Annotated in this window: 11 protein-coding genes, 1 pseudogene and 1 riboswitch; of the genes and pseudogenes, 2 read left to right on the top strand and 10 right to left on the bottom strand. The window is 61.5% G+C overall.

The features are described 5' to 3' along the window. Window positions 1-9 precede the first annotated feature (9 nt). Both V1294_RS36070 and V1294_RS36065 read right to left on the bottom strand, forming a co-directional pair. A pseudogene (locus V1294_RS36070) lies at window positions 10-657 on the bottom strand (di-heme-cytochrome C peroxidase); the annotation flags it as partial. Between the two features lie 154 nt (window positions 658-811). Next, window positions 812-2626: an adenylate/guanylate cyclase domain-containing protein gene (locus V1294_RS36065; RefSeq protein ID WP_334503972.1), complete on the bottom strand. Its 1815-nt coding sequence runs from the start codon at window positions 2624-2626 to the stop codon at window positions 812-814. Between the two features lie 187 nt (window positions 2627-2813). Here V1294_RS36065 and V1294_RS36060 point away from each other — a divergent pair, with 187 nt between their 5' ends. Beyond that, window positions 2814-3458, top strand: coding sequence for a LysE family translocator (locus V1294_RS36060; protein ID WP_334503970.1), 645 nt, complete (start codon window positions 2814-2816; stop codon window positions 3456-3458). A gap of 202 nt (window positions 3459-3660) precedes the next feature. Here V1294_RS36060 and V1294_RS36055 read toward each other — a convergent pair whose 3' ends face one another. After that, window positions 3661-4413, bottom strand: coding sequence for a sulfite exporter TauE/SafE family protein (locus V1294_RS36055; RefSeq protein WP_108519993.1), 753 nt, complete (start codon window positions 4411-4413; stop codon window positions 3661-3663). A 328-nt stretch (window positions 4414-4741) separates the two neighbouring features. Here V1294_RS36055 and V1294_RS36050 point away from each other — a divergent pair, with 328 nt between their 5' ends. Beyond that, complete coding sequence (locus V1294_RS36050) at window positions 4742-5635, top strand: LysR substrate-binding domain-containing protein (RefSeq protein ID WP_334503968.1); 894 nt, start codon at window positions 4742-4744, stop codon at window positions 5633-5635. Window positions 5636-5958: 323 nt separating this feature from the next. Here the strand turns inward: V1294_RS36050 and V1294_RS36045 are convergent, their stop codons facing one another. The 7 genes from V1294_RS36045 to V1294_RS36015 all read right to left on the bottom strand — a co-directional run bounded on the left by V1294_RS36045 (window position 5959) and on the right by V1294_RS36015 (window position 13066). Then, window positions 5959-7164, bottom strand: coding sequence for a Bcr/CflA family efflux MFS transporter (locus V1294_RS36045; protein WP_334503966.1), 1206 nt, complete (start codon window positions 7162-7164; stop codon window positions 5959-5961). A gap of 336 nt (window positions 7165-7500) precedes the next feature. Continuing rightward, window positions 7501-8172, bottom strand: a complete 672-nt coding sequence (locus tag V1294_RS36040) for an O-methyltransferase (RefSeq protein WP_247514253.1) — start codon at window positions 8170-8172, stop codon at window positions 7501-7503. Continuing rightward, window positions 8162-8256, bottom strand: a riboswitch (TPP riboswitch). (Overlaps the previous gene by 11 nt.) Before the next feature lie 241 nt (window positions 8257-8497). Continuing rightward, a complete protein-coding gene (locus V1294_RS36035) occupies window positions 8498-8776 on the bottom strand; it encodes a hypothetical protein (RefSeq protein ID WP_334503963.1) in 279 nt (92 codons plus the stop codon). Between the two features lie 333 nt (window positions 8777-9109). Further along, a complete protein-coding gene (locus V1294_RS36030; RefSeq protein ID WP_334503961.1) occupies window positions 9110-10072 on the bottom strand; it encodes a Bug family tripartite tricarboxylate transporter substrate binding protein in 963 nt (320 codons plus the stop codon). A 153-nt stretch (window positions 10073-10225) separates the two neighbouring features. Then, a complete protein-coding gene (locus V1294_RS36025; RefSeq protein ID WP_334503959.1) occupies window positions 10226-10753 on the bottom strand; it encodes an isochorismatase family protein in 528 nt (175 codons plus the stop codon). A gap of 8 nt (window positions 10754-10761) precedes the next feature. Further along, a complete protein-coding gene (gene hisN / locus V1294_RS36020) occupies window positions 10762-11541 on the bottom strand; it encodes a histidinol-phosphatase (RefSeq protein ID WP_334503957.1) in 780 nt (259 codons plus the stop codon). A 637-nt stretch (window positions 11542-12178) separates the two neighbouring features. Beyond that, window positions 12179-13066, bottom strand: a complete 888-nt coding sequence (locus V1294_RS36015; protein WP_334485462.1) for an N-formylglutamate amidohydrolase — start codon at window positions 13064-13066, stop codon at window positions 12179-12181. Between the last annotated feature and the right edge of the window lie 119 nt (window positions 13067-13185).

Below are 13185 nucleotides of genomic sequence, written 5' to 3'. Positions count from 1 at the left end.
TCTTCCAGCCGAAGGCTTCGGCAACCGTGCCGTGATCCGCTCGGGCAGCCGCTTCTCGACGAACAGGGTCCTGACTTCGGCGACGCTGAGGTAACGCTCCTCGCCTTCGCCCTTGCCGAGGATCTTCAGCAGCACAGGCCATTCGCCTTTCATGAGCATGGGGTAGTACCAGTGCGCCGCATCGCCGTCGCGCTTGATATTGGCCTTCATGAAGGTGTCGATCTCTTTCGCCGTCAGGCCGCGCTCGATGCCGCCGGCAGGATCCTTGCGGTCCTTGCCGAAGCCGGCGAGCCGGGCGATTTCGTCTTCATGGACCTTCGCATCGACGTCGAGAATGCGCGAGCCGCCGCCATGCTTGTCGAGCGGGCCATCGCGCAGTTCGTCGAGAACCGCGCCGGTGGTTGCGCTCTTCAACACGCGCAGCGGCCCGAGACCGTTCGCAATGACGGCGACCATCCAGGTTTTCATCCGCACATTTTTTTGGGCCGAGCCGGTTTCGCCGCTTGCGAGGCCGATTAATTCGGTGAGCTGCGCAAGCGGCACGTCGTGGCCGCCGACGTAGCCATTGGCGACCAGCGCGCGCAAAAACGGGCAGGGATTGTTGGGTGAAACGGGGATCTGCCCGCCCGGGGCGGTGCCGATGCTGTGGTCAGGCATGGGTTAAATCCTCAAAGGCATCGAATATGAAAAAAGCATCCCGCTCCGATCAGGAGCGACGGTCTGAAAGGGCAATTCAATGGTGAACTACTTCAGCGTGTAGGGAAGTTTTGGCGGAATCCGACGCGGTGTCAACCGACAGCCTCACTCGCACTCAGGAATCTGCGGCGAGCTTTGGGGAGGATTCGACGAGGGTCAATCTACTGAAGGGGATGCCGGCCTTCACAAGGCCGTCCCGGTAATGGGCGATGTCCTCAGGCATCTTCCAGTGGAAGTTCCGCAAATGCCGTTCGACAGTAAGGCTGGGATAGTTGCTGAGCAGAGCCTCGGCCGCCGTTGCCGCCTCCGAAGTCCGTCCCAATTGGGCGAGCGCTGCCGCGCGGATCGCGAGTGCCTGAAGCATATTGGGATTGGTATAGAGCTGCTCCCGAGCCCAGGACAGCGACGCGTCATATTGTCCGAGCAGGTAGTGGCTGAACGCGTTCACGGCCGCCCATTGATACCGGGGATCGTTGTTGCCGCTCTGCGCCGCCATCGTAAACAGTTCGATTGCGGGCCGGTGTTGGCCGGACACGAGATGACAAATCCCAAGCACGCCGCGGGCGCCCATATCGTACGGATTGAGCCCGACCGCCCGCTTGGCGGCATCCATCGCCGTCTCGTGGTGCCCTTCCGCCGCGTTCAGATAGGCGAGAGTCTGGAACGCAAAGGACGAACGGGGATCGAGCCGGACACTGCTTTCCGCCAGACTCATTGCGTAATCAAACATTTCGCGCGTGCTCCGGATCCATCCAAACTGGATGCCCTGGATCTGGATCGTGGCGAGATAGGCACGGGCGATCGACAACGTCGGATCGAGCGCGATGGCTTCCTTGAACAAGCTGATCGAGGTTTCGAGATCGGCCTGCGTCTGCAGATAATAGTAGGACAGTCCCTTAAGGAAGCGATCCCAGGCGGTGAGGTCGTTCGAGTTCGAGCGCGGCGGGGCGGAGGCTTCAGCGCGGTAGATCTCGGCCGCGATTGCCGCCGACAGGCTGGTGGTGAGCTCGTCCTGCATCGCGAACAGGTCGCCGATGTCGCGATCGAACCGGCCGGTCCATAATTGTTCGCCGGTCTCGGGCGCGATCAGCTCGGCGGTGACGCGAATCTTGGTTGCTGCGCGCCGGACCGAGCCCTGGATCAGATAGCTCGCATCGATCTCGCGCGCGATCAGGCGCGTGCTCACGCTCTTGCCCTTGAACGAGAACGTCGAGTTGCGGCTCAGCACCCGGTAGAACGATTGCAGCGAAAGCGCGTGGATCAGGTCCTCGGTCAGTCCGTCGGAAAAATACTCGTCCGCGCTCTCGCTCAGATTCGCGAACGGCAGCACGCCCACGATCGCCGTCCGATACTGGGCCGGAAGATTGGTGACCGATGTTTCGGTCGAGGCTTTGTGCGCAGGGCCGCTGGCGTCGGAGCCTGCGGGTTGCCAGGTCCAGACCTGGATCGGCTCGTCGATGTTCTTGAACCGGTGAGGGCCGGCATCGGCCAGCGCGACGCTGAGGCGTTTGCCTGCTTCATGACAAGCCTTGCCCGAAACCGCCACGCCGCCGGGAGCGGCAACCGATTCGAGGCGGACGGCGATGTTGACGTCGTCGCCGAACACCTCGTCCTCGTCGGCCATCACGTCGCCCATGTGGATGCCCATGCGGAACTGCATGAGGCGGTCGGCGGGGAGGTGCTCGTTGCGCTCCGCCATCACCATCTGCATCGCGACTGCCGCCTCGATGGCGCCGACGATCGAGGGAAATTCCAGGAGGAAGCCATCGCCGGTGTTCTTCACCAGGCGGCCGCCGTGATTGAGAATGATCGGATAGATCGCGGACCTGTGCGCCTTGAACGTGGCGTGCGTCCCCGCCTCGTCGGCCCCCATCATGCGGGAATAGCCGGCGACGTCAGCGCAGACGATGGCTGCCAGGCGTCTCTCCATGTCCCCAGTATATCCCCAACGGCGCCGGAATGCGCTGGATAACCACTACGCGGTCGCTCAAACGATTCCAATGTTTATAAAATATGCGCAATCTGGTGGAAGCCCGATTTGCTCATGATAGTACTGCAATCCCTCAGGGGTCGGGATATGCATAATTAAGGCCCAGGACGCCAGGGGAACCGGTCGAATGATGACAGAGACGCTCGGCATTCACGAACTTTGGCTGTTTATCCTCTCCGGTCTGCTGCTCAACGTTACCCCGGGGCCGGACACGGCCTATATTCTCGGCCGCAGCATCCAGTTCGGATGGCGCGGCGGGGTGGCGGCGGTGATCGGCATCTGCTGCGGCTGTCTGGTCCATGTCTTCGGCGCCGCCATCGGCCTGTCGGCGCTGTTAATGGCGTCATCGACGGCCTTCGCGGTCCTGAAACTGGGCGGCGCGGCCTATCTCCTGTTGACGGGCATCCAGATGCTGCTGTCGCGGCCGCAGCCGATTGCCGAGGCGGCGGCCGTCACCGAAACGTCACTTTCCCGCGTGTTCTGGCAGGGTGCGATGACCAACGTGCTCAATCCGAAAGTGGCGCTGTTCTTCCTGGCCTTCCTGCCGCAATTCGTGGCCGCGGACTCCAGCCATAAGACGCTGGCGTTCCTGGCCCTGGGCATGATCTTCATCTCCACCGGCACGCTGTGGTGCCTCGGGATCGCAGCCTTTGCGGCGAGGGCGGCCGGCCGAATCAGGCAATCGGCCAATGTGATGGCCTGGATCAACCGCATGCTCGGCGGGCTGTTCGTCTATCTCGGCGTCCGCGTTGCGATGCTGGAGGCGCGCTAACTAAAGCGTTTTCCAGCGAAAGCCTGCCCCGGACTTGATCCGGGGTGGAGACCGGTTCGCGTCAAGAAAACGCGTCAAATCAAAAATCTAGAGCCCTGTTCCGATTCCATCCGGACGGGGCTCCAGGTTCGGCTGTCTGCCCGTCTGGAGGTATTCCTCTACAAGGAATTCGCGGGCCTTCCTGCGCGGCTTCGCGGGGAAGTTACGACATCAGTTTCGCAAGCGCATTGGTGGCGAGGTAGAGGCCGAGAACAATCATGCCGATCTGGAACCAGCGCCGAAAGACATCCGGCTGCAGCCGCGTCCGCACCGCCTGCCCGATAAACATGCCGGCAAAGGACGCTGCCATGGCGACCGCGCCCGGCAGTGCGGTTGCAGCCGTCAGCAGACCGGCGCCGGTGAGGTTGAGGCCAAGCGCCAGGGTCGCGACCGTGAAGAACACGCCTAATGCCTGGATCAGTTCCTCCTTCTCCATGCCAATCGCCTGCAGGAACGGCACCGACGGAATGACCTGCACGCCGGTTGCCGCCGAAATCATGCCGGTGATCAGCCCGACGATGCCGCCGGCCCATTTTTCGTTTCGGCGGGCAATGGTGAAATTGAATTTGCAGAGGCCGATGATGGCATTGATCGCCAGCAACAGGCCGAGCGCGATCGTGGTGTAGCGCGCATAGGGCCCGGTCAGCGACCCCGCGTTCAGCCAGACGCCGGCGGCCGTTCCGGCCAGCAACGGCCATAGCCGCCGGAAAATATCGCGCAAGTACGGACCGCCGAAGGTTTGCCAGATGTTGGTGACGATCGCCGGCACGATGACGATGGCGATCGCCTGGGCCGGCGGCATCGACACCGCAAGCAGGCCCATCGACACCGTCGGCAGGCCGAGCCCGAGTGCGCCCTTCACGAAGCCCGCGAGCAGGAAGGTGGCGGTGACGAGGAGAAGCAGGGAATCGAACATGGGGCGACCTTGACCGATCGACGCATCGGGCACAATCTGGAGGTTCCGGAGATAGCCTTCGGACAAGACGAAGGCTATTTGCCTCCTCGTCATTGCGAGCGAAGCGAAGCAATCCATGTCAAAGCACAAAGAAAGAATGGATTGCTTCCGCCTTCGCTCGTTGAGCTACGGCGGACAAGTCGTCGCGGAGCCTGTCATCACAGTGCGAGCGCATTGCGCTCGTCGCTGGGCGCGCATTCGCGCGACCCGTTCGCTCCCTTGCGCAAACGCTTCGCGTTTGTCGCAGGCAATGACGGCTTACGCGCGCGCGAAGTCGTAGGGAATCCCGATGCGTTTCGATCTGGTCGATCTTCAGCTCTTCGTCGCGGTGGCCGAGACGCGCAGCATCACCAATGGCGCGGGGCGGGTTCATCTCGCGCTGGCGTCGGCGAGCGAGCGGATCAAGGGACTGGAGGAGGCGCTGGGCGTTGCGCTGCTGACGCGCGGCCGTCGCGGCGTCGAACTGACGCCGGCCGGCGAGAGCCTGCTCGATCATGCGAGGGTCGTGCTTCACAATGTCGATGCGATGCGCGGCGATCTGGCCGCCTTTGCCCGTGGCGCGAAGGCCACCGTCCGCTTCCTCGCCAACACGTCGGGGCTTTCGGAATATCTGCCGAAGGCACTGGCTGCCTTCCTGGCCGCACATCCTAACATTTCGATCGACGTCGAGGAGCGCGAAAGCGCCGAAATCGCCCGCGCCATCGTAACTGGCGCGGCCGATCTCGGGCTCGCCGCCGAGCACGCGCTTGCAGACAATATCGAACGGAGCCCGTTCAGCGAAGATCGCCTGGTGCTGGTCGCCGCGCGGAGCGATGAACTTGCGAACCGGCGGCAGGTCGATTTCAGTGAAGTGGTGGAGCGCGAATTCGTCGGCCTGATCAGCTCGATTGCGCTGCATACCCATATCAGTGGACATGCGGCTCGTCTCGGCGCGCGCCTTCGCTTTCGTGCACGGCTGAACAGTTTTGATGCGATCGGCCAGATGGTCGCCGCCGGCATCGGGATTGGCGTGATGCCTGAAGTGGCGGCAAAACGATGCGCGCGATCAATGAAGATCAATGTCATCAGGATCAGGGATTCCTGGGCCAACCGCCGGCTTGTGATCTGCGCGCGGAGTTTTCGCGCGCTGCCCAGGCCCGCGCAGCAACTGGCGGAGCACCTCCGCAAATCTGCGCCACGCTGAACATGTGAGGGAGAGCGAAAATGCTGAAGGTCCGGGGACGCCGCAGGTGTGCTTTAAAGCGAACTACGAGTCTGGCGGAGCATGAAGGCCAATACTTTCAAGTCGGCCTGACAAACGGATTTGGAGTCTAGTTTAAGTAGATTACGAGTCCCCGGCGTCCGACGTCGTCGAATTCTGAGTCCCGTCAGTGCGGTCGGTTTTGCCGCATTCCGGACATTGGAAGGGACTCGCAGGTCACTGAAGGGCCAATAGCGGAAGTATCAGGGAGGCCGCGCCACTTTGCATTCGTGCCAACAGGAAAAATTCTTTCAAGCATCGACTTCTCACTCTCGCTCGAGCAGTTTCTCTTGCGCGTCGAGCCGCATGACGTACAGCGTTGCCAGCAAGCCCATTCCCGAGGACAGCAGCATCATTGCCAACAGGGTTGGGGCGGCATTCGCTTCGGTCAGAACCATGCCCGTGATCGCGGACAGGAATGCCCCGCCGCCGACCGTCAACGCAGCTGACAGTCCCGATGCGCTGCCTGCCATTTCCGGCCGAACCGAGACGACACCCGCATTGCTGCTCGGGATCGCCAACCCGTTGCCGAGACCAACGCAACCACAGGCGCCGAAATAGATCGGCAAACTCACCACGCCATAAAGGCAAAGCAGGATTCCCAGAATCAAGCCCGCACATGCGACCAATCCGCCCGTCAGCATCATGGTCGTGAGCCCATAGTGTTCGGAGAAGCGGCCGCACAGAAAACTACCGAGAACAAAACCGGCTGTGATGGTTCCCATATAGAAACCAAGCTGTGCGGCGGAAATCCGGAACGTGGAGACAGCGACAAGCGACGCTCCACCAATGAAGACGAAGAACGCCCCCCTGGAAAACGTCATGCACAGCGCGTAACCCCAAAAGCGCTCTGATCCCACGAGCGTCCCGTACGATCGAACTTGCCGAGTAAACGTAGCTGCGGGCGTTTTGTTGGTCTCCCGCAGATCGACCCAGCACAGCGCGAGAGTCGCGCCGCCCATGACGAGAAAAGCCCAGAAACTGGCCCTCCATCCGTACAGATCATCGAGCGCGCCACCAAGCATCGGGGCCAGCATGGGAGCGATGGCCGAGGTCATGGCCACGTAGCCGATGGAGCTCGCTGCTTTGCTGCCGGCGGAGACATCCCGAATAATGGCAACAGAAACGGCGTAGGCGGGGGCGATAACCGCCTGCATCAGACGGAAGGTGAGAAACGCCCAGACGTTGGACGCCAACAGGCAGCCCAGCGATGCGACAAGGAAAAGCAGCAAGGCGGCAAGGATCACAGGCCGCCTGCCCACGCGATCCGACAACGGCCCCATCACGAGCTGCAGCACGCAGCTCACGGCCGCATATCCGGCGATACACAGATTGACGAGCGCATAGTCCGCCTGAAACTCACTGGCGATGTTTGCCAATGAGGGCAGGAACATGTTGAGAGATACCACCGACAGGCCGCTCAGCACGATCAAGGTCATCAGGGCCGGCGGGTCTGCGGCTTTTCCAGGCATGGTATCCTCTTCTCAATCTGACAGGCCGGCCAGAAATTTGCTCAAAAAAAAGCCCCCGAACTTGTCGGGGGCGCACGGGGTACCGGCATTGGTGCCGTTACCGGTCCATGCGCCAGCGCCCTACTACGACGGTTGCGATCGTCATCTCGAATATCTCCAATGATCTGCGCCCAGTGTAGAAACTCGCTCTGTGAGTGTCAACGATCGGCGAGGCAGCGCCTAACGGGTGTGCGTTTGGTCGATGATGTCGGCCCCCGGACAGAGATGCGATGCTCTGCCGCCTCACTAACGGTGGAGACAGGCCAACAGCGGGCATTCAGGAAGGGGGCGTCGTGCTTAGCACCGAACCGACAATTCCAAGCCGCCTTGGAAGGGCAATGTCATTGTGGTGAAGCCGTTGACCGGATCATTAAGAAACGCGAAATAATCTGCATAGGACGCTCGATGATCTTTCGTGTTATCGCATACCACAACCGCACCGTCTGAAAGATGCGGCGCGATCAATTCTATTGCGGGGCGTGCCATGGCGATCCAAACGTCCATGAGGACGAAGTCGATTGGCCTGTCGATCTGCTTTAGGGTCTCGCGAAGATCACCTTCGCGGAGATTGATAAATCGCCCCAAGCCTGCCTGCGCAAAGTTTGCCCGTGCCGCGGCCGCTTTGTTCGGTTCATACTCGGTTCCGATCACCACTCCTTCCCCGCCGAATAGACTAACATTGTCGCGCACCGCTGCGGCAAGATAGATTGTCGACACACCATACGATGTACCAACCTCGATGATCGTGGAGGCTTTTTTGGCGCGGCATAGCTGGTAACAAAACTCTGCCTTATCGCGATCAAGCGCGACAAGCTTATCGCTCCGAAAGGCTCTAATTTCTACTACGCTTGGTGCATGTTCATTGGTGTCCGGGTCCTCGAATGCCCGGATCAACGCAGCTTGCTCGTCGCTCTTAGCATGAAGAACATCAAGAAGATCCTGCAAATATTGATCGCCGACAACGGACATCGCTTGCTCCCTTCGTTGGCATTACCCACACAGGTTCAACGGGTGTGATCTCAGCCCGCACAGCAGGCACCCCGGACGCACGAAGCGTTTCAGGCCGACGGGCCGCCGTCAAGCACCGCAATCAAATGTCTGTTTTGGGTCAATAGCTCTCGTTTGACCCTCCGCCGTCCACTTCCGATCTACCTCAGCGGACATCAACAGACCGGCCCAGTTAGTCCGTTCCGTGCCAAGAGCCGACATCGCTGATGCCTTACTCAATCACTTCGTCTGCGACGCCCAGCGCGGGCGGTATCGTTACCCCCGCGCCTTCGGGGCCTTGCGGAAATTAGCGCGTGTATTTGTAGTAAGTGAACGCCGCCGAAGTGACCGTAAGCAATGCCGAAGCAATCCAGGTCGGCCCCAGCACAAAGATGGCTATCGCACCCTGCCCACAGGCACCGCATGCAACCCAAAACAATATTGGAAAAAGACATAGTAGGATGATGACGGCAAATCCCGTACTGAGCCAAACTCCTCTCAACCCCCATCGCGCACCAAAAAACCATGGGATGGCGGGAAAGCCGAAAGACAGAATAACCAAGAGGGTCATCAGATCGTCGAACATGATTGGCTCTTGGTCGTTAACACGAGGCAGATGGTTCAAACTCATACGAAAACCGCGCGAGCCTTTGTCATCGCTGCTATCCTGACTCTGGGCGCATAAGTCGAATACCAATTGACATTGCCAGTTGACGACTGCTTTGGGTGAAAACGCGACTTGCGTTCTACGTCGGCTTCCTGGGCGGGACCGGACGTTCGCGGCGAGCGGGCGGGTGACGCCGGCGCCGCAACGTTCTGGTGGACTCGTTATTGCCTTAAACCGACTCGTTTCTGCTCTTAGGGCACAGCAGGGGAATTGCGTGGACGCCTGCTTGATGCCTGACAGGGACGCCGGGCGTCATTTGCCCGTGGCAAGGCCGGCGGCCTTGATGACGCGCGCCCATTTCTGGGTTTCGGCTCCGATGTAGTTGCGAAAATGTCCCGGCGTGTCGCCGGCGACTGTCAGTCCCTGATCGGCGAGCTTCTGCTTCACCTGCGGGTCGTGCATCGCCTCGTTGGCGATGCGATTCAAGGTAGCGACGGTCGGCTCGGGAGTTCCGCCCGGTGCGACCATGCCGTACCAGTTTTCGATCAGGAGGTCCGGCATGCCGACCTCCGCGGTGGTCGGCACGTCAGGCGAGGTGGGCGCGCGTTTCGGAGCGCCGAGGGCAATCGGGCGCAGGGTGCCGGCCTTGATATGCGGCAGCAGCACCGGCAAATCGAGGAACGCCATCTGCACCTGCTGGCCGAGCAGATCGTTGATGGCGGGCGCAGCGCCGCGATAGGGCACGTGCACGATGTCGATCCTGGCCGTCTGCTTGAGCAATTCACCGGCAAGATGCGGCATACCGCCGACGCCGGCAGATGCGAAATTGAGTTTCCCCGGCTGCGCCTTGGCGAGCGCGACCAGCTCCTTCATGTCGCTGGCGGGAACGTTGCTGGCGACGACAAGCATTTCCGGCACCGTCGTTACCAGCGTGACGGGCGCAAAGTCCTTCGTCACGTCGTAAGGCACCCTTTCCATTGTCGGGTTGATGACCAGCGCGCTCGCGCTCACGATCCCGATCGTGTAGCCGTCGGGGGCTGCCTTCGCGACCGCATCGGTGCCGAGCACGCCGGCCTGGCCGCCGCGATTGTCGATTACAACCGGCTGCTTCGTGATTTCCGACATGCGCTGACCGACCAGGCGCGCGATGATGTCGTTGGGGCCGCCGGGTGGGAACGGCACGATCAGCTTGATCGGTTTGCTTGGGAAATCTTGTGCGGTTGCCGCTACCGGTACCAGCGACAGCGCGGCCAACAGCGTGCGTGCCGTTTTCATGCAAGCCCCCCTGATCCGGATCTGTTTTGGCGCGGGGCTCGCAAGAAGCGCCGCGCGTTCGTCCGTGATGGGGCGAGTATGCCGCTTGTTGCGCGTCGGTGCCAGAGGTTGCGGCCGATTCAGCCGGTTGCACCCCGTCCCGCCACGCGTGGATCAAGGCAGCAATTCATCTGTCGCAGCGACCTTGATGGAACGCCGGGTGATCAGGTTGCTCCAGACCCAATTGTGATGGCGAATGATGCTGAGGGCATCGAGGTGAGGACGGTCGCTCAGGGTGTGGCCGTCGGCTACCGCCACAACATCGTAATGATGTGCAACCGTCGAACGAACCGTGGAATCAACGCAGAAATCAGTTGCCCATCCGGTGATCAGGACCCGGTCGGGCTGGAGCTCCTTCAAACGCGCCTGCAGGTCCGTGCCGGCAAAAGGATCGTTCAGAGTAGTCGGGACGATAATGTCGGCAGCTTCCCGGACAACTTCGGGAAGAAACTGCCATCCCGGCGTTTGCGGCTCAAAGGCGTCTCCCGTGCCGCCGCAATGCTGGATCAAAATTACCTTGCCGGTTTGGGCACGGACCCTGGCGGCCAGCCGGTTGATGCGATCCACGACGCCGTGCAAATCACGTTTGGGCGTGCCGCCGAGGAGCCCGACCTGCATATGGACGACCAACATCGCGTCCATCGAGGCCCCTAGCTGTTCAAGAGCTTCAGCGCCGCCTCGTGCACGCGGGCGTCGCCGGCAGCGATGATGCGGCCGCCGCTCTGGGCGGGCTTGCCCTCCCAGTTGGTGACGACGCCGCCGGCGCCGGTGACGATCGGGATCAATGCGGCGATGTCGTAAGGCTTGAGTTCGGTCTCGACCACGAGGTCGAGATGGCCGGCCGCCAGCATGCAGTAGGAATAGCAGTCACCGCCATAGCGCGTCAGCCGCACCGCTGCCTCGACCCGGCCGAAAGCTTCGCGGTCCGCGGCGTTCATCAGCAGGGGACTGGTGGTAAAAGAGGTCGCTTCCTTCAGCGTCGCGCAGCGCCGCACGGTGAGCCGCCGCTCACCGGACGGCCCGGAATAATGCGCCGAGCCAGAATCGCCTGAAAAGCGCTCGCCGATATAGGGCTGGTGCATCATGCCGAACACCGGCGTGCCCTTGTGCAGCAGCGCGATCAGCGTGCCCCAGATCGGAAATCCCGCGATGAAGGATTTGGTGCCGTCGATGGGATCGAGCACCCAGACATACTCGGCGTCCTGGCGCTCGTTGCCGAATTCCTCGCCGACGATGCCGTGCTGGGGAAAGTTGGCCTTGATCAGGCGGCGCATGACAGCTTCGGCGGCGCGGTCGGCCTCGGTGACCGGATCGAAATCGCTCGCGCTCTTGTTGTCGATGGAGAGTGAGGTCCGGAAGAACGGCAGGATGGTTTCGCCGGACGCAGTCGCGAGGCGGCCTATGAAGGCTGTGAAATCGATGACCGTCACGACTATCCCTTACCGCCAATCGAGAAAGAATACCGCCTCTTGCCTAGCCCAATCCGGGCTGCCGCGCACCGCCAACGGCGCGTTATTCCCATTCGTATTGCGAACTGGCTTTCGAATCGGCTTTCGAAAAGGCTTCGTTTAAGCGTGGATTTTTGGTTAGCCGTGCCATCACGAAGTTGCGAGTTTTGGCATACCAGCACTGCAAGGAGGCCGGGGCTCAACCAGAAATCCATCTAAGATATTGATTTTACTTATATAATAGCCGTACATCGGAAGTGTTGCCGATCCGCCAGTCTGTTCCACTTTGGACCGGAACCGAGCCAAAAACCCTTGCGTTTTGTGCAGCGCGGCCGCATATTGTTGCGGTGCGGTAGGGCCTCGCCCTATCGCTGCCCTCCTTGGGCGTTTCCTCCCTAGACTTGGGCCGCTTGTTCATTCAAGCGGCCCTTTTTTCTTTTGCCCCCGCGCCGCTGAGCACCTTCGGTCTCCGACGAGGGCGCCTCAAGCTGGGCGAACCCTTCTTTGCATGGGGTTGATTTCAAGATTTTTCATTCGGCCCTGCGGTCCTCCGCCCATGGCGCGTCCAGGACGCACGTGAACGCGTTGGCGGAGACGTTGCGGCTGATCGGTCTGGCCTCTACTCCGCCGCCGCCTGGAACGGGCCGAGATCCCCGAGCGGCACCTGCGCCAGCGCGTCGGCGAGCGCGGCGAAATCGGTGGCCACTTGCGCAAAGCGCGGGCTGCGTTCCCGGCGCCGCTCGTCCATATAGATCGCGCGGTTGAGTTCGAGCTGCACGGTGTGCAGTCCGCTCGCCGGGTTGCCGTAATGCTCGGTGATGAACCCGCCGGCATAGGGCTTGTTGCGGCCGATCGAATAGCCGAGCCCGCTCATGATTTCCTCGACGACATCGGGCAGCAGGCTCGCGCAACTGGTGCCGTAGCGGTCGCCGATCACGATGTCGGGCCGCCGCGGCTCGTCGCGCGAGACGCCGACCGAGGGCATCGAATGGCAATCCACCAGGATCACGGTTCCGAACGCCTGATGGGCCTTGTTGATCAGCCGCCGCAGCGCCCGGTGATACGGCTTGTAGAGCGCCTCGATCCGTCCCAGCGCGTCGTCGACGGAAAGCCGCTCGCGGTAGATTTCCTGCCCGTCGCCGACCACGCGCGGGATGGTGCCGAGGCCGCCGGCCACCCGCATCGAGCGGGTATTGGCGAAGCTCGGCAGGCGTCCGGTGAACATCCGCGGATCGAGCTCATAAGGCTCGCGGTTCACGTCGACATAGGAGCGAGGAAAATTGACCCGCACCGTCGGAAAGCCCTGCTCGCTCAGGCCGCCGATCAATTCGTCCATGAACGAATCCTCGGAGCGGCGCAGCGCGGCGAGGTCGATCCGGGAGGCGTTGAGGAATTCGGACGAGTAGACCGAGCCGGAATGGGGCGAGTTGAAGATGATCGGCGCCCGCCAGCTGGCCGGCTCCACGATCTCGAAGGGAGGCGACAGTTCGCCATCAAATTGGGTCATCGTCGGGCGCCGTCCCTTGAATGTCCGCATTTCCCGTCGGCCGGTCGATCAAGCGACCGATTCTACCGGGAGGGGCAGGGGTTTTGTAAGGATGCATTGTCCGTAATCGTAATCATTCT

The sequence above is a fragment of the Bradyrhizobium sp. AZCC 1678 genome, assembly GCF_036924765.1.
Classification (GTDB): Bacteria; Pseudomonadota; Alphaproteobacteria; order Rhizobiales; family Xanthobacteraceae; genus Bradyrhizobium; species Bradyrhizobium algeriense.
This window is presented reverse-complemented; position numbering and strand designations above follow the sequence as displayed.

Coding starts and splice junctions, on each gene's coding strand:
- V1294_RS36055 (WP_108519993.1), bottom strand. CDS start 4,413: ATGTTCGATTCCCTGCTTCTCCTCGTCACCGCCACCTTCCTGCTCGCG.
- V1294_RS36025 (WP_334503959.1), bottom strand. CDS start 10,753: ATGGACGCGATGTTGGTCGTCCATATGCAGGTCGGGCTCCTCGGCGGC.
- V1294_RS36065 (WP_334503972.1), bottom strand. CDS start 2,626: ATGGAGAGACGCCTGGCAGCCATCGTCTGCGCTGACGTCGCCGGCTAT.
- V1294_RS36045 (WP_334503966.1), bottom strand. CDS start 7,164: ATGCCTGGAAAAGCCGCAGACCCGCCGGCCCTGATGACCTTGATCGTG.
- V1294_RS36040 (WP_247514253.1), bottom strand. CDS start 8,172: ATGTCCGTTGTCGGCGATCAATATTTGCAGGATCTTCTTGATGTTCTT.
- V1294_RS36050 (WP_334503968.1), top strand. CDS start 4,742: ATGCGTTTCGATCTGGTCGATCTTCAGCTCTTCGTCGCGGTGGCCGAG.
- V1294_RS36030 (WP_334503961.1), bottom strand. CDS start 10,072: ATGAAAACGGCACGCACGCTGTTGGCCGCGCTGTCGCTGGTACCGGTA.
- V1294_RS36015 (WP_334485462.1), bottom strand. CDS start 13,066: ATGACCCAATTTGATGGCGAACTGTCGCCTCCCTTCGAGATCGTGGAG.
- V1294_RS36035 (WP_334503963.1), bottom strand. CDS start 8,776: ATGTTCGACGATCTGATGACCCTCTTGGTTATTCTGTCTTTCGGCTTT.
- V1294_RS36060 (WP_334503970.1), top strand. CDS start 2,814: ATGATGACAGAGACGCTCGGCATTCACGAACTTTGGCTGTTTATCCTC.